This is a genomic window from Cryobacterium sp. TMT1-66-1 (genome assembly GCF_004403435.1).
GTDB classification, from domain to species: domain Bacteria; phylum Actinomycetota; class Actinomycetes; order Actinomycetales; family Microbacteriaceae; genus Cryobacterium; species Cryobacterium flavum.
The window spans coordinates 472,678-497,002 of the sequence record NZ_SOGP01000006.1 but is presented as its reverse complement, the minus strand read 5'-3'; the positions used below and the strand labels follow the sequence as shown (position 1 = coordinate 497,002).

At 66.3% G+C, this 24,325-nt stretch carries 28 protein-coding genes; 25 read left to right on the top strand and 3 right to left on the bottom strand.

Features of this window, described 5'->3' with window-relative positions:
* Positions 1-288: 288 nt before the first annotated feature.
* From nirD to E3T29_RS04810, 9 genes are all read left to right on the top strand, one after another.
* Entirely contained in the window at positions 289-675 is a 387-nt protein-coding gene (nirD, locus tag E3T29_RS04850) for a nitrite reductase small subunit NirD (RefSeq protein WP_092341194.1), read from the top strand.
* Positions 672-1,469, top strand: coding sequence for a sirohydrochlorin chelatase (locus E3T29_RS04845; RefSeq protein ID WP_134344333.1), 798 nt, complete (start codon positions 672-674; stop codon positions 1,467-1,469). The genes nirD and E3T29_RS04845 overlap by 4 nt, the downstream gene beginning before the upstream one ends.
* Positions 1,470-1,478: 9 nt before the next feature.
* Complete coding sequence (trmD, locus tag E3T29_RS04840) at positions 1,479-2,204, top strand: tRNA (guanosine(37)-N1)-methyltransferase TrmD (protein WP_092341192.1); 726 nt, start codon at positions 1,479-1,481, stop codon at positions 2,202-2,204.
* A gap of 66 nt (positions 2,205-2,270) precedes the next feature.
* The gene (locus E3T29_RS04835) at positions 2,271-2,807 is read left to right on the top strand and encodes a hypothetical protein (RefSeq protein WP_134344331.1); all 537 of its coding nucleotides are present in this window, start codon (positions 2,271-2,273) and stop codon (positions 2,805-2,807) included.
* 174 nt (positions 2,808-2,981) lie between these two features.
* Positions 2,982-3,323, top strand: coding sequence for a 50S ribosomal protein L19 (rplS, locus tag E3T29_RS04830; RefSeq protein ID WP_092341190.1), 342 nt, complete (start codon positions 2,982-2,984; stop codon positions 3,321-3,323).
* Between the two features lie 80 nt (positions 3,324-3,403).
* Positions 3,404-4,186 (top strand): signal peptidase I, encoded by a 783-nt coding sequence (gene lepB / locus E3T29_RS04825; RefSeq protein WP_134344329.1) that lies wholly within the window; start codon positions 3,404-3,406, stop codon positions 4,184-4,186.
* On the top strand, positions 4,186-4,830 hold the full coding sequence (locus tag E3T29_RS04820; protein ID WP_134344327.1) for a ribonuclease HII: 645 nt from the start codon (positions 4,186-4,188) through the stop codon (positions 4,828-4,830). Before lepB ends, E3T29_RS04820 begins: the two co-directional genes overlap by 1 nt.
* Before the next feature lie 12 nt (positions 4,831-4,842).
* On the top strand, positions 4,843-5,166 hold the full coding sequence (locus E3T29_RS04815) for a DUF2469 family protein (protein ID WP_022886464.1): 324 nt from the start codon (positions 4,843-4,845) through the stop codon (positions 5,164-5,166).
* Between the two features lie 62 nt (positions 5,167-5,228).
* Positions 5,229-6,701 carry a glyceraldehyde-3-phosphate dehydrogenase gene (locus E3T29_RS04810; RefSeq protein WP_134344326.1) on the top strand — a complete coding sequence of 491 codons (1,473 nt, stop codon included), beginning with the start codon at positions 5,229-5,231 and terminating at the stop codon, positions 6,699-6,701.
* Positions 6,702-6,739: 38 nt separating this feature from the next.
* On the opposite strand, the gene E3T29_RS04805 is transcribed toward E3T29_RS04810, so the two are convergent.
* Positions 6,740-7,183 (bottom strand): nitroreductase family deazaflavin-dependent oxidoreductase, encoded by a 444-nt coding sequence (locus E3T29_RS04805; protein WP_134344324.1) that lies wholly within the window; start codon positions 7,181-7,183, stop codon positions 6,740-6,742.
* Positions 7,184-7,222: 39 nt separating this feature from the next.
* On the opposite strand from E3T29_RS04805, the gene E3T29_RS04800 reads away from it, so the two are divergent.
* From E3T29_RS04800 to dprA, 4 genes are all read left to right on the top strand, one after another.
* Positions 7,223-8,362 carry an alcohol dehydrogenase catalytic domain-containing protein gene (locus E3T29_RS04800; RefSeq protein WP_134344322.1) on the top strand — a complete coding sequence of 380 codons (1,140 nt, stop codon included), beginning with the start codon at positions 7,223-7,225 and terminating at the stop codon, positions 8,360-8,362.
* A 102-nt stretch (positions 8,363-8,464) separates the two neighbouring features.
* Complete coding sequence (locus E3T29_RS04795) at positions 8,465-8,821, top strand: YraN family protein (RefSeq protein WP_134344320.1); 357 nt, start codon at positions 8,465-8,467, stop codon at positions 8,819-8,821.
* Positions 8,821-10,356: a YifB family Mg chelatase-like AAA ATPase gene (locus tag E3T29_RS04790; RefSeq protein ID WP_134344318.1), complete on the top strand. Its 1,536-nt coding sequence runs from the start codon at positions 8,821-8,823 to the stop codon at positions 10,354-10,356. Before E3T29_RS04795 ends, E3T29_RS04790 begins: the two co-directional genes overlap by 1 nt.
* Positions 10,353-11,687 (top strand): DNA-processing protein DprA, encoded by a 1,335-nt coding sequence (gene dprA, locus E3T29_RS04785; protein ID WP_134344316.1) that lies wholly within the window; start codon positions 10,353-10,355, stop codon positions 11,685-11,687. Before E3T29_RS04790 ends, dprA begins: the two co-directional genes overlap by 4 nt.
* Before the next feature lie 3 nt (positions 11,688-11,690).
* On the opposite strand, the gene E3T29_RS04780 is transcribed toward dprA, so the two are convergent.
* Positions 11,691-13,178, bottom strand: a complete 1,488-nt coding sequence (locus tag E3T29_RS04780) for a pyridoxal-dependent decarboxylase (protein ID WP_134344314.1) — start codon at positions 13,176-13,178, stop codon at positions 11,691-11,693.
* A gap of 121 nt (positions 13,179-13,299) precedes the next feature.
* Here E3T29_RS04780 and E3T29_RS04775 point away from each other — a divergent pair, with 121 nt between their 5' ends.
* From E3T29_RS04775 to E3T29_RS04765, 3 genes are read left to right on the top strand one after another with little or no spacing between them, the layout of a single operon-like run.
* A complete protein-coding gene (locus E3T29_RS04775) occupies positions 13,300-14,622 on the top strand; it encodes a beta-propeller fold lactonase family protein (RefSeq protein ID WP_134344312.1) in 1,323 nt (440 codons plus the stop codon).
* Positions 14,623-14,672: 50 nt separating this feature from the next.
* Positions 14,673-15,596 carry a phosphodiesterase gene (locus E3T29_RS04770; RefSeq protein WP_134344310.1) on the top strand — a complete coding sequence of 308 codons (924 nt, stop codon included), beginning with the start codon at positions 14,673-14,675 and terminating at the stop codon, positions 15,594-15,596.
* Positions 15,597-15,609: 13 nt separating this feature from the next.
* Positions 15,610-16,545: a tyrosine recombinase XerC gene (locus E3T29_RS04765; protein ID WP_241987637.1), complete on the top strand. Its 936-nt coding sequence runs from the start codon at positions 15,610-15,612 to the stop codon at positions 16,543-16,545.
* A 19-nt stretch (positions 16,546-16,564) separates the two neighbouring features.
* On the opposite strand, the gene E3T29_RS04760 is transcribed toward E3T29_RS04765, so the two are convergent.
* A complete protein-coding gene (locus tag E3T29_RS04760; RefSeq protein WP_134344306.1) occupies positions 16,565-17,098 on the bottom strand; it encodes a M23 family metallopeptidase in 534 nt (177 codons plus the stop codon).
* A gap of 325 nt (positions 17,099-17,423) precedes the next feature.
* On the opposite strand from E3T29_RS04760, the gene rpsB reads away from it, so the two are divergent.
* The 9 genes from rpsB (at position 17,424) to E3T29_RS04715 (ending at position 24,316) form a co-directional block, all read left to right on the top strand.
* The gene (gene rpsB, locus E3T29_RS04755; RefSeq protein WP_092341176.1) at positions 17,424-18,368 is read left to right on the top strand and encodes a 30S ribosomal protein S2; all 945 of its coding nucleotides are present in this window, start codon (positions 17,424-17,426) and stop codon (positions 18,366-18,368) included.
* A 10-nt stretch (positions 18,369-18,378) separates the two neighbouring features.
* Positions 18,379-19,206: a translation elongation factor Ts gene (gene tsf / locus E3T29_RS04750; RefSeq protein ID WP_092341175.1), complete on the top strand. Its 828-nt coding sequence runs from the start codon at positions 18,379-18,381 to the stop codon at positions 19,204-19,206.
* Positions 19,207-19,330: 124 nt separating this feature from the next.
* A complete protein-coding gene (gene pyrH, locus E3T29_RS04745) occupies positions 19,331-20,086 on the top strand; it encodes a UMP kinase (RefSeq protein WP_092341174.1) in 756 nt (251 codons plus the stop codon).
* 30 nt (positions 20,087-20,116) lie between these two features.
* Positions 20,117-20,671, top strand: coding sequence for a ribosome recycling factor (frr, locus tag E3T29_RS04740; protein WP_092108831.1), 555 nt, complete (start codon positions 20,117-20,119; stop codon positions 20,669-20,671).
* A 9-nt stretch (positions 20,672-20,680) separates the two neighbouring features.
* On the top strand, positions 20,681-21,694 hold the full coding sequence (locus E3T29_RS04735) for a phosphatidate cytidylyltransferase (protein ID WP_104088228.1): 1,014 nt from the start codon (positions 20,681-20,683) through the stop codon (positions 21,692-21,694).
* A 47-nt stretch (positions 21,695-21,741) separates the two neighbouring features.
* A complete protein-coding gene (locus tag E3T29_RS04730) occupies positions 21,742-22,485 on the top strand; it encodes a DivIVA domain-containing protein (protein WP_134344304.1) in 744 nt (247 codons plus the stop codon).
* Between the two features lie 129 nt (positions 22,486-22,614).
* Complete coding sequence (locus E3T29_RS20100) at positions 22,615-23,202, top strand: lytic transglycosylase domain-containing protein (RefSeq protein ID WP_241987636.1); 588 nt, start codon at positions 22,615-22,617, stop codon at positions 23,200-23,202.
* A 50-nt stretch (positions 23,203-23,252) separates the two neighbouring features.
* A complete protein-coding gene (locus tag E3T29_RS04720; protein WP_092341171.1) occupies positions 23,253-23,558 on the top strand; it encodes a hypothetical protein in 306 nt (101 codons plus the stop codon).
* Positions 23,555-24,316: an alpha/beta hydrolase gene (locus E3T29_RS04715; RefSeq protein WP_134344302.1), complete on the top strand. Its 762-nt coding sequence runs from the start codon at positions 23,555-23,557 to the stop codon at positions 24,314-24,316. The genes E3T29_RS04720 and E3T29_RS04715 overlap by 4 nt, the downstream gene beginning before the upstream one ends.
* Positions 24,317-24,325: the final 9 nt, after the last annotated feature.

The following is a 24,325-nucleotide window of genomic DNA, read 5'->3' as shown; positions in this document are numbered from 1 at the left end:
CGGGAGCCGCAGGGTCTGGGGCAGAATACGCGGAGGCGGTTTCACGAGAAGCTGGCATCAGCATCCTTTCAAAGCGGGGCGATCATGAGCGTAGTTCGGGGCAGTTTCACCCTCGTGTCGCACGTGTGTCCCGTACTGGTCGAAAGCCCCACAGTGCGGCGTTCCCGCTGTGAGGCGGGTTTCACTCGGGGGAAACATAGGGGGCGACTAGCCGAAATATGGCTCGCCTACCGTGGTACCAACGCACAAACGCGACAACCCCCGATAGAAACTCCCTGGGAGCGCACCATGACGATGACCGACATGACAACGACCATGACCCGCCCCACAGTGGTCTGGGAGCGCGCCTGCGCCGTGACCGATCTGGAACCCAGCTGGGGCGAAGCCGCACTGATCCGCATGAAGCAGATCGCCTTATTTCTGCTCTCGCCCACCGAGATCTACGCCGTCGACCACCGCGACCCGCACACCGAGGCCAACGTCATGGCCCGCGGCATCGTCGGGTCCAAGGGAGACCGCCCCACCATCGCTTCACCGCTGCACAAAGAGGTCTACGACCTCGGTACCGGCGAATGCTTCACCAACCCGACCCTCGTGCTGAACACCTACGAGACCCGCATTGTCGGCGGCTATATCGAGGTCGCGGTCGAGACTGAACTACTCGCTGCGGCATGACCCTGCTTGGGGAACGGCGCGACACTGAACGGCGCAGCACCTTCGGGCGCCGCGCTGCGATCAGCACGCCGCTGCCCGCCGCGCTCGTCGCCATCTCGCACGGCACCAACTCGCCTGACGGCCAGGCGGCCATCGCCGCTCTCGTCTCGGCCGTCTCCCTCGCCCGCCCCGATCTAGCTGTGACCGGGGGTTTCGTTGATGTGCAGCAACCGGATGTCGCGGCGAGCCTTGGCGCGGTACGCCCGGACTGCGCCGCTGTCGTAGTGCCCCTGCTGCTCTCGGCCGGGTACCACGTCCACGTCGACCTGCAACGTGAAACCAGTGCGCACGACCGCGTGACGACGGTGTCGCGCGCGCTCGGCCCGGACGACCGACTCATCGACGTGCTGGTGCAGCGCCTTCTGGCCGACGGGTTCGACAGGCGGGTACGCGGCCAGGAGATCGTGCTCGCCGCCGCCGGCTCGAGCGATTCCCGCGCAGTGCACGACTGCCGCACGGTCGGCGGCCTGCTGGAACAGCGCCTCGGCGTGCGCGTCACCGTGGGCTTTCTCTCGGCCGCAACGCCGCGACTGGCCTGCGCCGTCACCGGGGCCCGGCTCCGGAGCGCCAACGTCACCGTCAGCACCTATCTCGTGGCTCCCGGATTCTTCTTCGACCTGACCCGCGCCCAGAGCGTCGGCGCCGACCTGGTCACCGCTCCGCTGCTCCTGCCGGGGGAATCCGCCCCCGCTCCGTTGGTTGATCTGGTTCTCGACCGATACCTCGAGGCGAAAGAGAGCGCCGGACTCTTCTAGAATTTGACCATGCGCATCGATATTGTCACCATTTTTCCCGAATTCTTCGATGTGCTCGATCTGTCTCTGCTCGGCAAGGCCCGGCAGAGCGGACTGATTGATCTGGGCGTGCACAATCTGCGCGACTCCACCATTGACCGGCACCACTCGGTCGATGACACCCCCTACGGCGGCGGTGCCGGAATGGTCATGAAGGCGGAGCCGTGGGGCGCGGCCCTGGACGCCATTCTCGGTTCCGATGCGCCCGCTGCTGCGCCCGCTGCACAGGCCGAGGGCGGCCCCATCCTCATCTTTCCCTCACCGGCGGGCGACCAGTTCACCCAGGCGATGGCCCGCGAGCTGTCCCTCGAGCAGCACCTCGTCTTCGGCTGCGGCCGCTACGAGGGCATCGACCAGCGTGTGGTCGACCACTACTCACAGCGCGGCCGGGTGCGCCTGGTCAGCCTCGGCGACTACGTGCTCAACGGGGGAGAGGTCGCCGTCATGGCCATGATCGAAGCGATCGGCAGGCTCATTCCCGGTGTCGTCGGCAATCCCGCGAGCCTCGTCGAGGAATCCCACGAAGACGGCCTGCTCGAATACCCGAGTTACACCAAGCCGGCCAGCTGGCGCGGCCTCGAAGTGCCGCCGGTGTTGCTCAGCGGCAACCACGGCGCCATCAGCACCTGGCGGCGCCAGCAGCAGATCGAACGCACCGAACGGGTGCGCCCCGATCTATTGCCGCGCACAATCTAGAGCACAACCTTCTGCCTCCAGCGAACGCCAAGGTTAGTGTCAGTCCCCGTCGATAAACTTGGGGTCGTGATCATCCGCCGTGCCTTCTACCACTGGCAATTTCTTGCCGCCGGAGCCCTGCCGCTCTGGCTTCTCGTCGGTTCCGCCATATTTGGCTCCGGTGCCTGGGCGGTCCTGGGCATCTTCTTCGGAGCCGTTCTGATCGGCCTCGGGCTACTGCTGGTGGCACTCGTCATCTACGCGCGCAAAGAGGTCCGCGAAACCCGGGCGGTCTCCTACGCCGATGTCGGCGTGCTTGCACTCTGGCACCTGCTCATCATCGCAATTCCCTTTTCAACGGATGCCGCCGGCTGGCTCAGTGTGCTCGTCATCATCGGCGGGCTGGCCGTGTTCTGGTTCGCCGTCTGGGAGCTGTTCGCCGCTGCCCGGCGTCGCATGCGCGCCATGGTCGACCTGGTGGAACAGCAGGCGCGCGGGCAGTCTGCGCAGGGCCGGTCTGCGCCGGCCGGGCCGCAGCATCCACTGCCCGGCCGCGGCGCGCCCTTCGGACGACCCGGCACCCCCGAGACCATCATCATCGAAGAAAAGCGCGACCGGCCCTAACCTGCCCGCCCCGCTTTGCAGTGCGCGTCAGTTCATGGCAGAATAGGCGATTGTGCCGCTGCAGGACTCTGCCACAGGGGAACCTGCTTTGTGCGGCGCACATCCTTATACTGATTGCTTCGAATGAAGCACCTAGCGTAGTCGACCTGTGGCGGGTACAGAGAGCGAAACAACATGCATATTCTCGACGCGGTAGACGCCCCATCGCTGAAGACAGATCTTCCTGACTTCCGTGCCGGCGACACCGTCAAGGTTCACGTCAACATTATTGAGGGAACCCGCTCTCGTATCCAGGTCTTCCAGGGAGTCGTCATCGGCCGCTCCGGCGAAGGCGTGCGCGAAACGTTCTGCGTTCGCAAGGTCAGCTTTCAGATCGGCGTCGAGCGTACCTTCCCGGTGCACTCCCCGGTCATCGACCACATCGAGATCGTGACCCGCGGCGATGTTCGTCGCGCGAAGCTGTACTACCTGCGCGACCTGCGTGGCAAGAAGGCCAAGATCAAGGAAAAGCGCTAACTTTCGCGCCTACTAAGATCCAACCGGATTCTTCACTGAGCTCCCCATCACCTAAACTGATGGGGAGCTCAGGCGGTTAAATGACAGATGAAGTGCTCGCCTCCAGGTCCGATCATCGGGTGACAGGGTCGAAGAAGTCTCGCAGTAAGAAGGCGTCCAGCAAGAAGCGCAGCGTCTTACTGTTCATCCGCGACCTCCTGATCATTTTCGTGGTCGCACTGCTCATCTCCTTCCTGATCAAGACCTTCCTGATCCGGTCGTTCTATATCCCCTCCGGGTCGATGGAGAACACCTTGCAGATCAACGACCGCATCATCGTGAACCAGCTCGAACCGGAGCTGATTCCGATCACTCGCGGCGACGTCATCGTGTTCAAGGATCCGGGCGGATGGTTGCTGCCCCAGGCGGACGTGGTGCAAAACCCGATCGTGGCCGGCGCCGACTGGCTGCTCTCGGTCGTTGGACTCTCAGCTCCCGACAGCAATGATCACCTCATCAAACGCGTCATCGGGCTGCCCGGCGACCACGTCGTGTGCTGTAACGCCCTCGGCCAGATGAGCGTCAACGATGTTCCCCTCGACGAGTCGGCCTACGTGCTGCTGCCGGCCGGCGAGACCACGGTGTCCAAGGACGACTTCGACGTCACCATCCCGGCGGACTCGCTCTGGATGATGGGCGACAACCGCTACAACTCCAAGGACTCCCGCTACAACGGTGACACCGCCGGCAAGGGCTACGTCCCCATCGAAAACGTGGTCGGTCGTGCCCTCGTCGTGAGCTGGCCGCTGGCCCGCTGGGCCTGGCTGGATGACTACCCCGATGTGTTCCGCGAGGTGGAACAAGCCGACAAAGGCTCCGAGTAGTGGCCGTGTCCGACCCCACCCTCGAGGTGGAGTTCGACCTGCTGCGCACCGGCGCCAGCTTCGTGATCGGCTGTGACGAGGTGGGCCGCGGCGCTCTCGCCGGGCCAGTGGCCGTAGGATTTGCCGCGGTGAACGCATCCGTTCTGGCCATGCCGGTGGGACTACGCGATTCCAAGATGCTCAGCGAACCGCGCCGGGAACTTCTCGCCCCCCTCGCCTCGCAGTGGGCGACGCACTCGGCCGTCGGGCTCGCCTCGGCCGCCGAGGTCGATGAACTCGGCATCATCGCCTGCCTCGGGCTGGCCGGTAAGCGTGCCCTGTCCGATCTATACCTGCAGGGTGTCGATGTGGCCGGCAGCATCGTGCTGCTCGATGGCAGCGACGACTGGCTGAACAAGGCCCTGGCCACCCCGTTGAGCGTCGTGACCCGCATCAAAGCCGACCGGGATTGCGGGTCGGTGGCGGCGGCATCCGTTATTGCTAAGGTGCACCGCGACCGTCTGATGATCGCCGCACACGATGGCGCTCCCGGCTACGGCTGGGCGTCGAACAAGGGCTACGGCAGCGCGGCACACATGAGCGCGATCGACCTGCTCGGGCCGAGCCCTCTACACCGAAAATCGTGGCTCAAAATCTCAGCGTAAGATGAGATCACCATGGAAGAAGACGAATTCGAGGACTACGACCGCGAGGTCGAGTTGGCCCTGTACCGGGAATATCGAGACGTCGTTGGTCAGTTCCAGTACGTCGTCGAAACCGAACGACGCTTCTACCTCGCGAACGAGGTCGAACTGGTGCGCCGTGACACGGAACACGATTTCTACTTCGAACTGACCATGAAGGACGTCTGGGTCTGGGACGTCTACCGCTCGGATCGATTCGTGAAATCGGTGCGTGTGCTGACCTTCAAGGACGTCAACGTGGAAGAGCTCGCGTCGAAAGACTTCGAACTTCCCAAGGAACTTGCGCTCGACGAGTGAGGAATGACTCCGGGGCCTCGGGTGGCCGGACAGGACCGACGAAGGTTTAGGAAGGCAACCCTGTGATCCAGGACGCTGATCGTGCCCGTGCTCTGTGGAGCAACCGCGAGGCTCTCGCCGAGGCGATGATTCCTCTGATCGGGCGCCTCTACCGGGACAACACCGTGGTGACGAGCGTCTACGGACGCGGTCTGGTCAACAAATCGGTCGTTGGTCTGCTCAAAGCACATCGCTTCGCCCGTCACATAGCGGATGTCGAGCTTCCGCTCGAAGAGACCCTCCCCATTTTGCAGGCCATCGACGGCCTCAATCTGGGGGCTGCGTCGATCGACCTCGCGCGCCTCGCGCTCGGTTTTCGCGAGCAAAACAGCCGAGTCACCCTGGAAGAATACCTCCGCGCTGAACTCGCCGACGTCGTCGGCCAGCACGGACTCGACGGTCGCACCAGCACCGACGTTGTGCTCTACGGTTTCGGCCGTATCGGGCGCCTGCTCGCGCGCATCCTGATCGAACACGCCGGCGGCGGGCAGGGCCTGCGCCTGCGCGCGATCGTCGTGCGCCGCGGTTCGGCCAACGACCTGGTCAAGCGGGCCAGCCTGCTGCGCCGCGACTCGGTGCACGGCCCGTTCGAGGGCACGATCACCATCGACGAAGAGAACAACACCATCCTCGCCAACGGCACACTCATCCAGGTGATCTACTCCGGCGACCCGGCCAGCGTCGACTACACCCAGTACGGCATCCACGATGCCATCGTCGTTGACAACACCGGCAAGTGGCGCGACGAAGAGGGCCTCTCCCAGCACCTGAAATGCCCCGGCGTTGCCCGGGTGCTGCTCACCGCGCCGGGCAAAGGCGCGCTCAAGAACATCGTGCACGGCATCAACCACGGGGACATTCTGCCGACCGACCGCATCATCACCGCGGCGTCCTGCACCACGAACGCGATCACCCCGGTCCTGAAGGCCGTCAACGATCGCTACGGAATCATCGACGGCCACGTCGAAACCGTGCACTCGTTCACGAATGACCAGAACCTCATCGACAACTTCCACTCCGGTGACCGTCGGGGCCGTTCAGCCGCGCTCAACATGGTGATCACCGAGACCGGTGCCGCCAAGGCCGTGGCCAAGGCCCTGCCGGAGCTGGCCGGTAAGCTCACCGGCAACGCGATCCGCGTTCCCACGCCCGACGTGTCGATGGCTATCCTCAACCTGAACCTGGCCAGCGCGACCGATAAGGAGGAGCTCAACACCTACCTGCGCACGATGTCGCTGCACTCCTCGCTGCACCGCCAGATCGACTTCATCGACTCGCCCGAGGTGGTCTCGAGCGACTTCCTCGGCTCGCGTCGCGCTGGCATCGTCGATGGCTTGGCCACGATCGTCACCGACCAGAAGGCCGTACTCTACGTCTGGTACGACAACGAATACGGCTACAGCTGCCAGGTGATTCGGGTGCTCGAGGAGATGTCCGGCGTGCACGCGCCGATCTTCCCGCCCATCCTGGTCGAGGCGCTCGAGCCGGTCGCCTAATGCTCTGAGTCGGACGGGGCCCAGGCCCCGTCCGTATTTTAGGGGCGGGGGTCGCAGATGACCACGGGGATGTCGCGGTCGGTTTTCGTCTGGTACTTCCGATAACCGGCGTAGGCGGCGACGATGCGCGGCCACAGCTCGGCTTTCTCGGTGGATGTCGCGGTGCGCGCCCGAAACGGCCGCGTCACTCCGCGAATGGTGAGCTCTACATCGGGCTGGGCCACGAGATTGCTGTACCAGAACGGATGCCGGTCGTCGCCGCCCTTGGACGCCACGAGCACATACCTTCCGCCCTCGTGCACCGGTGCTGTCAGCATCGTCGATCGACGCTGCCCGCTCGTGCGGCCGATCGTGTGCAGCTCGACGGCGGCCATGGTACCGATAGTCCAGCCGAGGCGTCCGCCGGAGACGAAAAGCAGCATCCGGTGTACGCCGTTCATCGCGCGCATGCCCAGATCGGTCAGCCGGTTGCCCACAGTCATAAGCCCAGCGTACGTCGCGTCGGGCGTTAGGTTGGAACAATGACTCCAGCAACGATGCTCAGTACGATTCTTCGCGAAGCCGGCACCTCGCGCCCCTATGCACAGAGCCGACCGCTGACGCTCGAACGGATTCCGGTGCCGACGCCGCGGACCGGCGAGGTGCTTGTGCGCATCGAACGCGCCAGCCTGTGCCACTCCGACCTTTCGGTCATCGATGGGTCGCGCCTACGCCCGCTGCCGATGGCGCTCGGCCACGAGGCCGCCGGCACAGTGACGGCACTCGGCGACGGCGTCGACGATCTGGCCATCGGCGACCGGGTCGTGCTGGTCTTCGTGCCGAGCTGCGGTGCCTGTCGGGCCTGCCTGGCTGGGCGCCCGGCGCTGTGCCACCGCGGCGCCGAGGCCAACGGATCCGGCGACCTGTTGCACGGACCGGCCGTGCTGATCGGCGGCGAGGGCGAACGCGTCAACCACCACCTGGGGGTCTCGGCGTTCTCGCAGTACGCGGTCGTCGCCCGCGAATCGGTCGTGCCGATCGACCAGGATGTTCCGTTCGACATCGCCGCCATGTTCGGCTGCGCGGCCCTCACCGGCATCGGCGCCGTGCTCAATACCGGCGCCCTCACGTCCGGCCAGTCTGTGATCGTGTTCGGACTCGGCGCGGTCGGTCTGATGGCTGTCATGGCCGCCGCCCAGGTGGCCGGCAGCACCGTCATCGCGATCGATCCGCTGCCCGAAAAGCAGGCGCTGGCCATCCGCTGCGGCGCCGACCATGCCGGCTCGCCCGACCAGGCGGGCGAACTGGTGCGTGAATACGCGGGCGATGGCGTCGACCTCGCCATCGAGGCCGTCGGCAGTGCCCGGGTGATGGAGGCGAGCCTCGCCCTGCTCACCCGGGGCGGCGCGCTCGTCTCGGTGGGCCTGCCGCACCCCGAGCAGACCATCACCACCCCGGCGTTGCAGTTCGCCGGGCTGGGCCGCCGGCTGCTCGGCTCGTACATGGGCGACTCCGTGCCCAGCCGCGACGTCCCGGCCTACCTGCAGCTGTGGCGGGACGGCAAACTGCCGGTCGAACTGCTGCACACCGACACCCGACCGCTCACTGACCTCAACGAGAGCCTCGACGCGCTCGTTGCCGGCGACGTCGTGCGCCGCCTGTTCGTCATGCACGACGAATAGCCTCTCCTCCACAGGGGCCCGGGCCGCGCGACTGTCCACGAATGTGGCGGCGGCCCACCCTCGGCCACACGTGAGCGCGCACTCTGGTGTTCGGAGGCACTCGTGGCGCGCAAGGACGAACTCGGCAAACTCGGCGAAGAGCAGGCCGCGCTTTTTCTTCAGGGTGCCGGCTACACCATCCTCACCCGCAACTGGCGGTGTGCGGAGGGAGAGATCGACCTCGTCGTACAGCGCGGCGCGGCCGTGGTCTTCGTCGAGGTGAAGACGCGCAGTAGCGTGCGCTTCGGGCATCCGTTTGAGGCGATCACCGTGAAAAAGCTGGCCCGGATGCGCCGACTCGCAGCCGTCTGGTGCGTGGCGGCCGAGCGCTGGCCGCGCCAGATTCGGCTCGACGTCATCGCTGTGATCGCGCCGAGGGGCCGTGAACCGGTCATCGAACACCTCGAGGGTGTGTTCTGATGGGAATCGCCCGCACCCACGCCGTCGCGATGCTCGGCCTGACCGGAGCACTCGTCGAGGTCGAGGCCGACATCTCCGCGCAACTACCGGGCATGATTCTGATCGGTCTGCCCGATGCCGCCCTGGCGCAGGCGACTCAGCGGGTGCGCGCCGCGGCGGCCAACAGCGGATGCCCCCTCACCGTTCACCGTCTCACCATCAATCTGTCGCCGGCCGCGTTGCCCAAACACGGCGCCGGCTTCGACCTCGCGATCGCGTTGGCCTGCCTGGCGGCTGACAGCACCGTTTCGGGCGAATCGGTCGGTAAGGTCGTGCATTTCGGCGAACTCGCCCTCGATGGTCGGCTGCGGCCGACGCCGGGCATTCTTCCCGGGGTGATGACGGCCGCCCGCCTCGGTCACACCACTGTGATGGTGCCGATCGGCAACGAGGCCGAGGCCCGACTCGTGCCCGATGTTCGGGTGATCGGTGTCACGTCGCTGCGCGATGCGGCGATCTTTCACGGCGCCCAACTGCCCCCGATACCGGTTGAGCCGATTCTGGCCGCAACAGTGCCGACCGATCTGGTTGCCGAGCCCGACCTGGCCGACGTGATCGGCAACGACGACGCCATTTTGGCCCTGCAGATTGCCGCCGCCGGCGGGCATCACGTGTTTCTGCTCGGCCCGCCCGGAGCCGGAAAGACAATGCTTGCGGCCCGCCTGCCCGGGCTGTTGCCTGACCTCGACCCGGCGAGCTCGCTCGAGGTCAGCTCGCTGCGCTCGCTCAGCGGCCTGGGACTGGGCGACACCCTGATTACTCGGCCGCCGTGGGAAGCACCCCATCACACCGCGACAGCCGCCGCCATGGTGGGCGGTGGCAACGGGCAGATTCGGCCGGGGGCCGCGTCGCAGGCCTCGCACGGCGTTCTGTTCCTCGACGAGGCTCCCGAATTCGCCTCACCGGTGCTTGACGCCCTGCGTCAGCCGCTGGAATCCGGCTGGATCAGCATTCACCGGGCCAATGCCGTCGCGCACTTTCCCGCCCGGTTTCAACTGGTCATGGCGGCCAACCCGTGCCCGTGCGGGCAGTATGGCGCTGGCGATCTGAGCTGCACCTGCCCGCCGAACGCCCGCCGCCGCTACCTCGCCCGCATCTCCGGGCCGTTGCTTGACCGCATCGACATTCAACTCAACGTCAAACGAATCACCGCCGCCCAGCTGCGCCTCGCCGCGGGCACCCAGCGGATGACGAGTGCCACCGCCCGAGAGCGGGTGGTCACCGCGCGGGCTGCCGCGGCCGAGCGGCTTCGCAGCACCGCCTGGAGGCTGAACTCCCAAGTTCCGGGCCCCTGGCTGCGCGGCGCGGCAGTGCGCCTGGCCCCGAGCACCACCGCCGGCCTCGACCGCGCGCTTGAACGTGGCGGAATCACCATGCGCGGCTACGACCGGGTGCTGCGCATCGCGTGGACCCTGGCCGACTACGACGGTCTCACCATTCCCGGCCCTGACCAGGTCGGCCAAGCCCTCTACCTACGCAAAGGAATTTCATCATGACGCTGTTCGGGCTCGACGAAACCCGGGTGAGTCAGCTCACTGCGGGCGTACGCCGTGGAATGCCGGTTGACGCTGGCGACAACGCTGACTCCGCCGCGGCCGGCGAGGTCTTCGCCCGCGCGGCCTGGTCGGGCATTGCCGAACCCGGTGACGGTACGGCGGGCTTGCTCGTGGCGAGCCTTGGCGCGAGCGTGGCCCTGACCGCCATTCTCGAGTCGTGGAGCCCGGTGCGCATCGGCGCGCTCGTGCGAGACGCGCTCGGCGAAGACCCGGACGGGCCCGATCTCGTCTTTGCGGCCGGTCCCAGCGCCGATCCCACCGAAGCGGATGCTCACACCAGCGCCGAGCTGGAGCTGGCCCTCGACGCGGGGCTGCAGCGCTGGCGGCCGCGGCTCAACTCGGGTGACGTCATCCGCTCGCTGCAGCAAGCGGCCCGTGTCGATGCCCGGTTGCTGCTGGCCACGGATGCCCTGTGGCCGTCTTCGCTCGGCGACCTCGAACAGCATGCGCCGCTCGCGTTGTGGTGGCGCGGCGTACCCGGCGCCCTGGCCGCGCTGCCTAACTCGATCGCGCTGGTCGGGGCGCGGGCGGCCACCGGCTATGGCGAGCACATCGCCATGGAAGCCTCGGCCGGGTTGGTCGACCGCGGTTTCGCGGTCGTCTCCGGTGCCGCCTATGGCATCGACGGCATGGCCCACCGGGCCGCACTGGCCAGCGACGGCGTGACCGTGGCCTTTCTGGCCGGGGGAGTCGACCGGTTCTACCCGAGTGGCCACGACTCCCTGCTCACCCGAATCGTCGCCTCCGGGGCGGTTGTCTCCGAGCTGCCCTGCGGCGCCGCACCCACGAAGTGGCGCTTTCTGCAGAGAAACCGGTTGATTGCTGCGGCGAGCGCGGCGACGGTCGTACTGGAGGCGGGCTGGCGGTCGGGCTCCCTCAACACGGCCGGTCATGCCTCCGCGCTGGGTCGGCCGCTCGGCGCCGTACCGGGTCCCATCACGAGCCCCACCTCGGCCGGCTGCCACCGTCTCATTCGCGAGTTCGCCGCGGTCTGCGTGACCAGCCCGACGGAGATGGCCGAGCTCGTCGGGGAGCGGTCGATCCAGGTGCCCCTCGACTTTGCTGTCACCGATGCCGGGCCGGGCCCGATACCGCGCACGAGCGACCAGATCCGCGTGTTCGATGCCCTGAGCGGGCGCTCGCCGCGCACGGTCGCCGACCTGTCCCGTCGGGCCGGGCTGTCAAGCGCGGCAGTGCGCGGTGCCCTCGGCGGGCTCGATCTCGACGGGGCTGCCCAGGAGCGGGAGGCCGGCTGGGTGCGGCGGGCCTAGGGCTCAGTCTTGATCGTCGGTCGCGTGGGGAGTGCTCGCTGCTGTCGGCCGGGGCGGGATCGCCTTCGCGTCGGCTGATCGTGCAGGGTCAACATCCACTGCCGCGCAGGCCCGCGCCACTGCGGCGAGGGACAGCGCGACGTCCGCGGCATCCGTCGACCAGTTGCTCACCGAGATGCGCAGGATGTCCCGGTCGTGCCAGCGCGACCCCGACATCCAGGCCGAACCGTCGGCAATGAGTTGCTGGGTCACCCGTCGGGTGCGATCGTCGCTGCCGAAGCTCACGCACACCTGCGTGAACACGACCTCGTTGAGCACCTCAACGCCCGGAATGACCCGAAGGCCGTCGGCCAGGGCCCTTGCGTTCGCGGCGAGACCGTCGACCAGAGCAATCGTGCCGGCGCGGCCGAGGGATCGAAGCGCCGCCCAGACCGGAACGCCCCGTGCCCGACGGGATAATTCGGGCACCTTCTCGAACGGGTCGCCGGGGCTGCGGTGTTCGCCTGCAGCGTCCGCGGCGATGAGGTAGCTGGTGTGCACGCCGAAGACCCGGCGCACCACCTCGGGCCGCGACACGATCGCCACCCCGCAGTCGTAGGGAACGTTGAGGGTTTTGTGGGCGTCGGTGGCCCAGGAATCAGCCCGTTCCAGACCGGTCAGCTGGTCGCGAGACCGCGGACTGGCCGCCGCCCACAGGCCGAACGCGCCGTCGACGTGCACCCAGGCTCCGTGCCGGCGGGCCACGTCGATCGCCGCACCCATCGGGTCAGACGCTCCGGAATGCACGTTGCCGGCCTGAAGGCAGACGATCGCCGGGCCGGAGCTGGCATTCAGTAGCTCGGCGAGGGCGTCGGGCCGTAACCGCCCCTCAGCGTCGACATCCACCACGATCGGCGCCCCGAGACCGAGGTAGCGCAGCGTGAGATCGATGACCTCGTGACGCTCGACGCCCACAAAGACCCGCACCCGGGGAGCGCCCGTCAGGCCGTCCCGGTCGATTTCCCACCCGGCCTGCTCGAGTACCCACTGTCGACCGGCGGCGAGACCGACGAAATTGGCCATGGTCGCGCCCGTTGTGAATCCGACATCCGCTCCCGGCGGTAGCCCCAGCAGGTCGAGGAGCCAGCCGCCGGCGGTCTCCTCGAGCACGGCGGTCGCGGGCGTGGCGAAGCGCATTCCGGCATTCTGATCCCATGCGGTGACCAGCCAATCGGCGGCGAGGGCCGCCGGCAGGGTTCCGCCAATGACCCAGCCGAAGAACCGGCCGGACGGCATCGCCATCAGGCCGGGTTCGGCAAACGAAGCGAGTTCATCGATGACGTCAGCCGCAGGGGTCGGGGCCGGGGGCAGCGGGCCAGCCGACAGCGCGGCCAGGGTATCGGCGTCGACGCGGGGGCCGACCGGGCGGGAAGGAAGCGACGCAAGCCAGGCCTGGGCGTGCAGCAGCGCACGATCCAGAGCCTCGAAATAGGCGTCCGGCTGGGCAGACATGGTGCCATGATAGCGCGCCCATGCGCCCTTGTCGCCGGTCGGTGACGGGGCTACTGTAACCCGCAACATCGCCAATTGCCCCACCCTGTCGACTGTCAGAATTTTCAGAGAAGTGGATGTCATGAGCGCACCAGTAGCCGTCCAACGTCGAGGCCTCGGCTTCGCACTCACCGTTCTCACCGTTGGAGCGGCCGTCTTGGCCTCCACTCCGGCGGCGCTCGCAAACCCCGCGGCCAGCGCGCCCCGCACGATGAGCCAGCCGACCGCGATTCAGCCCGCAGCCAGCCAGTTGACCGCAACGCCGATTCCCACCATCAGCGGAATACCGCAGGCTGGTCGGCGGCTGACCGCCTCCCCGGGCACCTGGAAACCGGCACCGGTAACGCTGTCCTACCGCTGGAAGGTGAATGGTGTGGCGGTTCCGGGCGCCACGGCATCCACTTTCACGCCCTCCAACACCCAGGTGGGCAAGCGCGTCACCGTGACCGTCACCGGCACCAAGATCGGGTATCAGACGGTCTCGAAGACGAGCGCGTCGACCAAGACCGTCGCTCCGGCCACGATCGCCGTCGGTGCCAATCCGCGCGAGCTCGTCGTGACGAAAAACGGCCGCTGGGCGTACGTCGCCAACGCCGGCGCGCGTACGGTCTCGGTGATCGACACGGCCACCGGCACAGTCGTCGCCACCATTCCGCTGGGCGGCACCCCCCGAGCTCTCGCAGTGTCGACCAACCAGAAACAGGTGTTCGTGAGCACCTGCAGCGACGAAAAGATCTACGCCCTGAACATTGCCACAAACACGGTCGCCTACTCCTTCCAGGCCGGCGCCTGCGGTGACCTCGTGGCCACCCCCGACGGCAAATCGCTCTACGTCGGCGGTTCGGACTCACTGTTCGATATCACTGTGGCGACCATCGCCACCCGCTCGCTCGCCGAGCCGATCTTCACCGGTGCCCCGGTAGGTGAACTCACTCCGAGCGCTGATCGAAAGAAGGTCTACCTGAGCAACGGCGACGACTACGGCGTGCTGATCATCGACACGGCCGCGCCCCAGGGACCGCTCGGGGAGTTCAACACCTCGCACCCGCCGATCGCGTCGGCACCGTCACCCGACGGTAAGACGGTCTACGCCAGCCTCGGACGCGACCTGCTCACCGGGCCGTCCAATGCCGTGGAAGTCATAGACACCGCCACGAATCGGGTGCGGGCCAGCATCGCCATCACCGCCCCCGGCGCCCTGACGGTGAGTCCGGACGGAACGAAACTCTACGTGCTGTCGACCGAGAACAACACCATCGTCACGATCAGTACCGCCACCAACCGGGTGCTCAGTCGCATCCCGGTCGGGCATACCCCGACGAGCCTCGTGGTCACCCCCGACGGCAGCAAGGTGGGCATCACCAATTACGACGACAACACGGTGTCGGTGCTGCCGGTGTTCTGACTCGGCTGTCGGTGGCTGCCCGTAGTCTGAAGACCGACGAAAGGTGATTCATGGCAGCCGTGCAGCTGGGTCAGTACGCGCCCGCCGAGAAAATTCTGGTGCATGTCAGTGACACCCATTTTCTGGGCGACGGCGCGGCGCTCTACGGAGCCGTCGACACCGACCAGACCGTGCATCGTGCCTTCGAGCAGCTGCACCGCTCGGGCATTCGCCCCGACGCGTTCATCCTCACCGGTGACGTGGCCGATCGCGGCGAAGCGGATGCCTACCGCCGCATTCGCGGCATCGTTGAGGCTGCAGCCGCGCAATGGGGGGCGGCGATCGTCTGGGTGATGGGAAACCACGATCAGCGCGAACCGTTTCGTACCGAGCTTCTCGGCGAGACGCAGTTGGGCGGCGTTGGGGAGCCCGTCGATCAGGCCCCCGTCGATCAAGTGCACGACCTCGATGGCCTGCGCATCATCGTCCTCGACACGAGCGTTCCGGGCTATCACCACGGTGAGATCACCGATGCCCAGCTCGAATGGCTGCGCGCGGTTCTGTCAACGCCGTCCCCGCGCGGGTCGATTCTGGCCCTGCACCACCCGCCGATACCCACCCCGTTGCCATTGATGAGCGTGCTCGAACTGCAGGACCAGCCGCGACTGGCCGCCGTACTGGTGGGCAGTGATGTGCGGGCCATCCTCGGCGGGCACCTGCACTATTCCACCCAGGGTCTGTTCGCCGGTATCCCGGTATCGGTCGCGGCTGCGACCTGCTACACGATGGACCTCGGCGCCCCCGACCGTGAACTCACCGGGGTGAACGGCGCTCAGACGCTCAACCTCGTGCACGTCTACACCGACCAGATCACGCACTCCCAGCTGCCGATCGGAGAGTTCGTCGCCGTCACGCACTTTCCTGCTGCCTATGTCGATCAGCTGGCTGTGCTCACCCCCGAAGGCCGCCGGGAGGCCTTTTCTCGCCAGCAGTGAAGGGAACCACACGGTGCAGCTGAACAACGACATCGACGAGTTTCTGCGCTACCTCAGCGCTGAGCGCGGCTACTCGGTGCACACGCTGCGGGCCTACCGCACCGACCTGAACCAACTGGCCGGGTTTGCCGGCGACCGGGGCGTCGAGGCATCCGCTGACCTCAGTCTCGAACTGCTGCGGGAATGGCTCTGGGCTGCCACCCAGGCCGGCCTGGCCCGGGCCACCCTGGCTCGCCGGTCGGCGTCGGCGCGCAGCTTCACCGCGTGGCTGGCGCGCAGCCATGACGACAGCGCCGACCCGGCGGCCCGCCTGCGCTCGCCGAAGCCGGGGCGCACCCTGCCGCGGGTCATCACCCACACCCAGATGACCGATCTGCTCGATCTCTTGGCGGCGCGCGCCAGTGGTGGAGAGGCGCTCGCACTGCGCGATCTCGCGATTGTCGAGCTGCTCTACGCCTCGGCGCTGCGCGTCTCCGAGCTCGTGGGTCTCGATCTGCCCGACGTTGACCTGGATCGGCTGACCGTGCGGGTCACCGGCAAGGGCGCCAAGGAACGCGTGGTTCCGTTCGGGGTGCCGGCAAAACGCGCCCTCGTTGAGTACCTGCGCCAAGCCCGGCCGGCGCTGCTCGCACAAGCTGGAGCGCCGCCCAACAGCGCGACGGCACCCAATGCCGTCGCGTTGCTCCTGGGCCGCACAGGCCGGCGACTCGGCGTGCGCGGGGTCTATCGCCTCGTTGCTGCCCTCCTCGACGCAATCGGCGGCACCGGCCCGGCCGGACCGCACGCCCTGCGCCACACCGCTGCCACCCACCTGCTCGACGGCGGAGCCGACCTGCGCGCCGTACAGGAACTGCTCGGTCACGTCAGCCTCGGTACCACCCAGATCTACACCCACGTCTCGGCTGAACGCCTCAAAGCCAGCTACGGACTCGCCCACCCCCGCGCCTGACCGCATGACCCAGTCGCGGTCATGGCACGGCGGGCAACAACACCGCGCGCGGCACATTTCCCAGGAAGAGTAGTGGCGACACGTACCAGCCGTGCTGACGAACACCGAAGTGCAGACACCCGGGCGGGCAATGACCGCCGCTCGCGACGATGCCGATCAGCTGCCCGGCCCGAACATGATCGCCCACAGCGACTACGGCGTCCACCGGCTCGACCGTCGTGATCACATCGTTCGGCTGCATGATCGACAGCACCGACCGATCGACGACTCGGCCCGCGAAGGACACCACGCCGTCGTGGGCAGCAAACACCTTCTCGTTCGCCGCGGCCGCCAGATCGATCCCGCGATGGCCGCCCGCATACTGTGATTCCGGCGCCACAAACCCACGGATCAACCGGTGGGGTTCCGCGAGCGGCCAACGCCAGTCATCCGTTGTGGTCGCTGCGGCTGACGACGAAGTCCCGGCTGACACGGCGTCCGACGCCGGCCCAGCACCAAACACGACGATCACAGTAACGAGAGCGGATGCCGCCAGCGCGCGCAGATTCTGCATGCCCCCACCCTGCCGCCGGGCTCGGGCAACCGCCGGGCCTCGGCTGCATCGGTGTACATCTCCAGAGGTCAGGTCCGGTGGAGGAGCCGGTCACACGGCACGGTCGCCCGAGCGCTCCCGTCGGTGATACGCTATCCCCAGCAGCGCTTTGTGCGCTGACTACGCGTGCCTATTTGGCCGCCATGTCCAATCGGTCCCGTCTCACGAGTAACCAGCGTGAACAGGGCGGACATGTGCCGGGCACCAGGAGTGATGATCGACCGATCATCGCACAAACCGATTGGTGGGGCCTCTCGAGGCCTGCATCAGAACAGGAGTACGGCACATGGCCGTCGTAACAATCCGCCAGCTGCTCGACAGCGGCGTGCACTTCGGGCACCAGACCCGCCGTTGGAACCCGAAGATGAAGCGCTTCATCTTCACCGAGCGTTCCGGCATCTACATCATCGACCTGCAGCAGTCGCTCGGTTTCGTTGACAAGGCCTATGACTTCGTCAAGGAGACGGTTGCCCACGGCGGCACCATTCTCTTCGTCGGCACCAAGAAGCAGGCCCAGGAATCCATCTCGGAGCAGGCGCAGCGCGTGGGCCAGCCCTACGTCAACCAGCGTTGGCTCGGTGGACTTCTCACCAACTTCCAGACCGTTTCCAAGCGTCTGGCCCGTATGAAAGAACTCGAAGAGCTCGACTTCGAAGACACCGCCAAGAGCGGTTTCACGAAGAAGGAAATGCTCATCAAGAAGCGCGAGCTCGTCAAGCTGCACAAGAGCCTCGGCGGAATCCGCAACCTCACGAAGACCCCGTCTGCCCTGTGGGTTGTCGACACCAACAAGGAGCACCTCGCCATTGACGAGGCGCGCAAGCTTGGCATCCCGGTTATCGCCATCCTCGACACCAACTGCGACCCCGACGACGTGCAGTACCCGATCCCGGGCAACGACGACGCCATTCGCTCCGTTGGGCTGCTGACCCGCATCATCGCGGACGCCGCAGCCGAGGGCCTGATCCAGCGCCACGCCAAGCCGGAGGCCGAAGTTGAGCCCCTCGCCGCGTGGGAAGCTGAACTGCTCCAGGCGTCCGACGTCGAGACCACCCCCGCGCAGTCCTCTGCGGAGACCGAGAAGGTTGCCGACGCTACCGTCGTGGCCGACGAGGCCGTCGTTGCAGAGCCCACCATCGCCGATGCAGTCGCCGACGCCGACGTTGCCGCCGTTCTGGCTGCCGTCGCTCCGGTTGCCGACGAGACCGTCCCAACCGACGAGACCAAGTAAGGAACCCGGTATGGCAAACTTCACACTCGAAAACGTCAAGGCTCTTCGCGAGAACCTCGGCACCGGAATGGTCGACACCAAGAATGCCCTCGTTGAAGCTGACGGCGACATGGACAAGGCCATCGAGATCCTGCGTCTCAAGGGGGCCAAGGGCAACGCCAAGCGCGCTGACCGTTCCACCTCTGAGGGACTCGTCGCCGCCAAGGAAATCGGCACGACCGCGTACATGATCGAACTCGCCTGCGAGACCGACTTCGTCGCTAAGGGCGACAAGTTCGTCGTTCTGGCCGACAAGGTTCTCGACGCGATCGCCGCCGCTGGCGCGACCACGGTCGAGGCCGGACTGGCAGCATCCGCTGGAACCCAGACCGTTGCCGAGCTCATCGACGGCGAAGCCGCAATCATCGGCGAGAAGTTCGAACTTCGCCGTGTTGCGGCCGTCACCGGCGAGTCGTTCTCGATCTACCTGCACAAGACCAGCAAGGACCTGCCCCCGCAGGTCGGCGTTGTTCTGGGCTTCTCCGGCACCGATGTGGAGACCGCGCGCAGCGTGGCCCAGCACATATCGTTCGCCAACCCCGAGTACCTCGCAGCGAGCGACGTTCCGGCCGATCTGGTGGAGACTGAGCGCAAGATCGTCACCGAGATCTCGAAGAACGAGGGCAAGCCGGAAGCGGCACTGCCCAAGATCGTTGAGGGACGCGTCAAGGCGTACCTCAAGCAGGTCGCCCTGCTCGAACAGGACTACGCCAAGGACAACAAGGTGTCCGTTGCGAAGGTTCTGGACGATGCAAAACTGACCGTGTCGGGCTTCGCCCGGTTCAAGGTCGGCGCCTAACAATAAATGTCGGAGGTCGGATTGCGAAAGCAATCCGGCCTCCGTTTGTGTGTGTGCCCCCGCTGGGGGACGCGCGTGCACTTGGTAGTTTGGTAACACCCCCTCTCGGAAGGCCCCGCACGACATGACTGACACGGCCAGCTCGCCCACGACCCACACCAGCCCGACCGCGGTCGTCAAGAAACGACGGGTGCTCCTCAAACTCTCCGGTGAGGCCTTCGGCGGTGGCGCCGTCGGCGTCAATCCGGATGTCGTCAGCTCGTTGGCCCGTGAAATCGCCGAGGGCGCCAAGCAGGTCGAGGTGGCCATCGTGGTCGGCGGCGGAAACTTCTTTCGCGGTGCCGAGCTCTCCCAGCGCGGCATGGACCGCGGCCGCGCCGACTACATGGGTATGCTCGGCACTGTCATGAACGCCCTGGCCCTGCAGGACTTTCTCGAACAGGCCGGCGCCGAAACGCGCGTACAGTCTGCCATCTCGATGACCCAGGTGGCCGAGCAGTACATTCCGCGGCGCGCCGAACGCCACCTGGAGAAGGGCCGCGTCGTCATCTTCGGTGCCGGCGCCGGACTGCCCTACTTCTCCACCGACACCGTCGCCGCGCAGCGCGCCCTCGAAATCGACGCCGACGTCGTGCTGGTGGCCAAGAACGGCGTTGACGGCGTTTATTCCGACGACCCCCGCACCAACCCCGACGCCCAAAAGATTCACCACATCACCTATCTGGAAGCCCTGCAGCGCGGCCTCAAAGTGGTCGACTCCACCGCCTTCAGCCTGTGCATGGACAACCACATGCCCATGCAGGTCTTCGGCATGGCGCCGGAGGGCAACGTGACCGCAGCCATCCTCGGCACCGATCTGGGCACTCGCGTCTCCAACTAGAATTGTTCCACCACCAATAAAGGAGTCACCGTGATCGCGGATGTTCTTTCCGACGCCACTGCGCGCATGAACCGGGCCCTCGAGGCCGCCAAAGACGACTTTGGTACCGTGCGCACCGGGCGAGCCAACCCGCAAATGTTCGCGAAAATTCTGGTGAGCTACTACGGCACCCTGACGCCGCTCGAACAGCTCGCGTCGCTGCAGAACCAGGAAGCACGCACCATGCTGATCGGCCCGTATGACAAGGCAGCGCTGCGCGACATCGAAATCGCCATTCGCGACACCCCGAACCTGGGTGCCAACGTCGGCAACGACGGCACCACCATCCGGGCCACCCTCCCCGAACTCACCACGGAACGCCGCAAGGAGTTCGTGAAGATCGTCAAGGCCAAAGCAGAGGATGCCCGCATCTCGGTGCGCAACATTCGCCGCAAGGCCAAGGATGAACTCGACGCCCTCAAGAGCGAGGTCGGCGACGACGAGGTCGGTCGTGCCGAGAAGGAACTCGAGCTGATCACCAAGAGCCACGTGGACGGCATCGACGACGCCTTCAAGCGCAAGGAAGCCGAACTCCTCGAGATCTAGGAGCTTCAGATGACCGAGAAACCGGAGAATGACCAGCCGCACAAACGCGGTCGCGGCGTCAGTCGCGCCGAGTTCCGGGCGCAAGTGAAAACCACGCGCGCTGATTTCGAACGCCAGGTGCAAACCACCAAGGCCGATTTTGAACGCCAGGTGCAGGCCACACGGGCTCAACTCGACCAGGCCAACGAACGCATCGAAGCGCGTACTGGGCGCAACCTCATTCTGGCCATCCTGATCGGACTGGTGCTCGGCGGCTCCATGCTGGTGAGCCTCATCATCATCAAACAGCTCTTCATGATCTTCGCCGTCGTGATCGTCGGTTTCTGTGCGTTCGAGCTGGCCCAGGCCCTGCGGCATGCCGGACGCAACGTTCCGCGCATCCCCGTGATCATCTCGGCCATCGCGATCGTTCCGGCCGCGTTCTATGGCGGGGCAACCGGCCAATGGCTGGTCATGCTCGGCGGCATCGTGCTGATCGGCCTGTGGCGTCTGGCACTGCTGGTCATTCCGTCACATCGCGCCTCGGCCCGATCCATCGTTGGCGACGTGGGCGGCGGCATCCTGATTCAGGTCTACGTGGTCTTTCTCGCGAGTTTCGCCGTGCTGCTCGTGGCCCAGGACCACGGACAGTGGTGGACGCTCGCCTTTCTGATCTTGGTTATCTCTGCCGACACGGGAGCCTACGTCAGCGGCCTCAACTTCGGCAAGCACCCGATGGCACCGTCGATCAGCCCCAAGAAGACCTGGGAAGGCTTCATCGGGGCCGGCCTGATCTGCATGATCGCCGGTGTGCTGCTGTCGATCTTCATGCTCCAGCAGCCGTGGTGGTTCGGACTGGTGTTCGGCGCTGTCATTCTGCTCACCGCCACCTTCGGCGACCTGGCCGAATCACTGATCAAGCGCGACCTCGGTATCAAAGACATGAGCTCGTGGCTGCCAGGGCACGGCGGCTTTCTGGACCGGCTCGACTCGATCCTGCCGTCGGCCGCTGCCGCCTACGCGCTTTACCTGGTCTTTGCATGAGCCGGGGCGATTCTTTTCCCACGAACTTCGTACGAGACAATGAGGCTATGAGCACCATATTTCCCCGAGTGGGCAAGAAGTCTCTCGGCTACAACGTCTCCCAGGTCGACGCGTTCCTGGCCGCAGCCCGACGCGCGTACGACCAGCCTGACCACCCGGGCGACGACCTCGATGCCGATACTGGTGTCGTGGAGTCCGTCGACGAGATCGCCACCGGCACCGAGACTGCCGACACCGAGACCGTCACCACGCCGCCGCCGACCACGGACGACGAAGCCGGCGCCGCCGACGGGACCGAGGCCATCCACGCGATTGTCGCGGAGAAGGCCGAGGCGGAAGCTGCCCGCACCGTTGCAGCATTGACGGCCGAGGGGATCCGTCACACCGCCTTCGCCATGCACAAGGGCGGATACTCACCCGAACACGTCGACGCGGCGCTGGAGCGGCTCGAAGACGCCTTCGCGGCTCGGGAACGCGATCAGGCGACGCACGACCGGGGCGAGCAGGCCTGGATGGCTGACGCCGAGGGCACCGCCGACGTGATCGTGGCCCGACTCAGCCGCACCCCCGGGCACCGTTTCACCCGCACCAGCGTGCTCGCGGTCGGCTATAAACGAGTGGATGTCGACCGCCTCGCGAACAAATTGGTGAAGTATTTTCAAGACGGTCGCGAGCTCACCGTTGACGAGGTTCGCACCGCCGTTTTTCGCCCTGAACGGGGCGGATACCGGGAAGCGCAGGTGGACCTCGTGCTCGACAGCGTCGTCGACGTCATGCTCGCGGTCCGCTGATTTGACCGCCGTTACTTGGTCGTTACCTAATTTGTCAGCTAAGGTCGTGTACTAATGGGTAGGCATCTGCAAGTTATCGACACTGTCCCGGCCGCGGCCCGGCCGAAAGTTCGTCGAACCCGACGCCGGGTGAAGCCCGCGCACTTCATGTTCGGCTTCACCGCCGCCTGTGCCTTCGTTCTCGTCACCGTGGTCGACCCCTACTCCGGCGCTACGGCGTCACCGTATTTTCAGATAGCCGGCAGCACGACCGATACTGGGCCGGCCCAGGCCGTTCTCGTCGCCGGCAGCTACGCGAACACCATCACCCGCGACGGCTATGCCGTTACCGAGAAGCCCAAACCGGTGCCCGTCGTCGTCGCGGTCGAAAAGAAAACGCAGAGCTTCACCGCCCCATCTGCCGCCGTGCCCGATCCCGGCTCGGCCCAGGCCTACGCCTACGACGCCGTTGCCGCTCGCGGCTGGGGCGAAGACCAGTACAACTGCCTCGTCTCGCTCTGGCAGAAGGAATCTGGCTGGCGCGTCAACGCCCAGAACGGTTCGAGCGGAGCCTATGGGATTCCGCAGGCGCTCCCCGGCTCCAAAATGGCCACGGCGGGCGAGGACTGGGCCACCAATGCCGGAACGCAGATCGAATGGGGCCTGGGTTACATCACCGGGCGCTACGGCACCCCCTGCGGCGCGTGGGCGAAGTCGCAGGCCTCGGGCTGGTACTAGCCGCACTTCGGCTGTCGAGCGGCGCCAGGTGCGCACTTTAGACTGGAATCATGGCGCGCAGCAATCGACCCCGAGGCCGCAAAGCCCAGCAGCCGGTCGACGACGACGAAGCCGTTGACCTGAATCATCTGCTCGCGGGGTGGCGGCGCAGTGAGGTGCGGCGGGACGGCCTTTGGCACGTGCAGCCGGTTCCCGCCAAGCAGGCGGTCAAAACGTATCTGTGCCCGGGATGCACCCAGGGAATCCTTCCCGGCACCGCTCATATCGTCACCTGGCGCGGGGATGGAGTGCTCGGCGACAACGCCGACCTCTCCAACCGGCGGCACTGGCACACCCACTGTTGGAAGATCAAATGACCCGCGAAAGTTCAGGAGAACCCGTGCCGGTTGATATTCGTGGTGGCATCGAACTGCCCGCCACCATCGAACACATCGAGCTGCGCACCAGCGACGGCCTCACCCTGGTGGGCGAGCTGGCGACCCCGGTGGATCGTGCGCCGGTAGCGACACTCGTGACGCTGCATCCGCTGCCCACCGCCGGCGGCTTCATGGACTCGCACATTCTGCGAAAGGCCGCCAACCGGCTGCCAGCCCTGGCCGATCTGGCCGTGCTGCGCTTCAACACCCGCGGCACGTCATCGCCGCGCGGCACCAGCGAAGGTGATTTCGGTCATGGCCTCACCGAACGGGCCGATGTCGCCGCGGCAATGACTTTCGTCGCCGAACGCCACCTTCCCAATCCCTGGCTGGTCGGCTGGTCCTTCGGCACCGAACTGGCCCTCAAGTACGGCCTGGAGCACCCCATCCGCGGGGCCATCCTGCTGTCACCGCCGCTGCACCGCACGACCAACGAAGAGCTGGCAGCGTGGGCCGGCAACGAACGCGAACTGGTCGCGCTGATCCCCGAGTTCGACGACTACCTGCGACCGGATGCCGCCCGCCTGCGGTTCGCCAGCGTGCCCGGTATGCGTCTGGTCGCCGTCGAGGGTGGCAAGCACCTCTGGGTGGGCGAGAATCTGACCCGTCGGGTGCTCACCGAGATCGTCGCCACCATCACCCCCGGCGCACTGCCGTTGCCGACCGAGTGGCCCGCGCCGCCGCCCGCTGCCTCCTGAGGCAGGTCG